The organism is Paraburkholderia sp. RL17-347-BIC-D (genome assembly GCF_046027915.1).
In the GTDB taxonomy this organism is placed as follows: domain Bacteria; phylum Pseudomonadota; class Gammaproteobacteria; order Burkholderiales; family Burkholderiaceae; genus Paraburkholderia.
On the sequence record NZ_JARESS010000172.1, the window covers coordinates 1 to 1338 of the forward strand.

At 63.7% G+C, this 1338-nt stretch carries 3 protein-coding genes; all 3 read right to left on the reverse strand.

Going from position 1 to position 1338, the window contains the following annotated elements; translation table 11 throughout:
• On the reverse strand, nt 1-476 hold a 476-nt coding region (locus P0D96_RS47935; protein WP_459252713.1), incomplete at its 3' end, for an IS66 family transposase.
• Nucleotides 477-539: 63 nt separating this feature from the next.
• Nucleotides 540-878, reverse strand: a complete 339-nt coding sequence (gene tnpB / locus P0D96_RS47940; RefSeq protein ID WP_408321323.1) for an IS66 family insertion sequence element accessory protein TnpB — start codon at nt 876-878, stop codon at nt 540-542.
• The gene (tnpA, locus tag P0D96_RS47945; protein WP_408321325.1) at nt 875-1261 is read right to left on the reverse strand and encodes an IS66-like element accessory protein TnpA; all 387 of its coding nucleotides are present in this window, start codon (nt 1259-1261) and stop codon (nt 875-877) included. Before tnpA ends, tnpB begins: the two co-directional genes overlap by 4 nt.
• Nucleotides 1262-1338 lie beyond the last annotated feature (77 nt).

A 1338-nucleotide genomic window follows, 5' to 3' on the forward strand; every position in this document is an offset into this window, starting at 1 on the left:
GGTGTGTAGTCCAGCTTCTCGCTGATGTCTTCACCGATGCGTACGCGCTCGCAGCCACACTGGCACACGGTGCTGTCCGGCTCGCGGTGGATCTCTGTGCGCGGCAGTTGCGCCGGCAGCGCTGCGCGCTTCGGTTGCCGGGGTGACGGGTCGACTGTGGCTTGTGGCTGAAGCTGCTCGAGCTCCAGTTCGATGGCGGCCAGATCGGCGTCGACTGCCTCGTCCAGCAGGCTCATCTGCTCGCTGCTGAGCTGTTCGCTGCGCCGGCCGAACTGCTGGCGCTTGAGGATGGAGATCTCATGGCTCAGCTGCTCGATACGGACCTGCCGGTAATGCAACTCCCGTTCCTTCTCGCCGACCTCCCGGGTCTTCTCTTCGATCTCCCGGTCTCTGTCCTCGACCCGGGCGATCAGTTGCGCGGCGAGCGCACGCAACTGTTCGGGGCTGAGAACGTTGAGATCGGCGGGCAGGTCCATGCAGACGAGTCTGCCAGAACCCCGGGCACCGTGGAAGCGAAACAGTTTACGTCCCTGTTGGCCTCACACGACGCGAATTACACCGTTCGGACCAATGCGCTGCCATGGCAAACCGACCACCAGACCTGCGAGCTGCTCCGGCGTGAGCGCGTGTTGCTTCGGTTCGCTACCAGCATGAGGCCAGACGAACTGCCCCTCGTTGAGCCGTCGCGCTGCCAGCCAGATACCGATTCCGTCGTGAACCAGCACCTTCAGGCGGTTGGCCCGCCGGTTGGCAAACAGATAAGCGTGATGCGGATGCGCAGCTCCGAACACCGTGACCACACGCGCCAGCGCCGTATCAAAGCCTGCACGCATGTCCAGCGGGTCGACTGCCAGCCACGCCTCATCAATGCGGATCACGCGAGCCACTCACGCAGCCACGCGGCGCACTGTGCTGCCTCTGATGTCGGCCAGCTAACCGTGATTGACTGGTCCGCGCGGCGCACTTCGACGCGAATCTCACCCGTGCGCGCGTTTCTCGTCTCAAGCGGGAGCGACACGAATGCCGGCGTCGCTGCCGACGGCACCGACACCTCGCTACGTGCGACGAGAAAGCGCTCGTTCCCTTCGGCCTGTTCTACCCAACGTCGGAGCAGATTCGCGTTCAGCTGATGGTGCAGCGCGATGGCCGCAAGTGACACCCCGGGCCCCTGGCAGGCAGCCACCACCTGGGCTTTGAACTCGACGCTATAGCGCCGGCGTCGACGCCGGCCGAGCGGCACTTCTTCTTCGATAGTGTTCACGTGTCCACCTGTTTTTAGTGGATACGATGCTCCCAAGACCGTCAACGCAACTCAAGATGGGATGGCTAGGCGCTTAC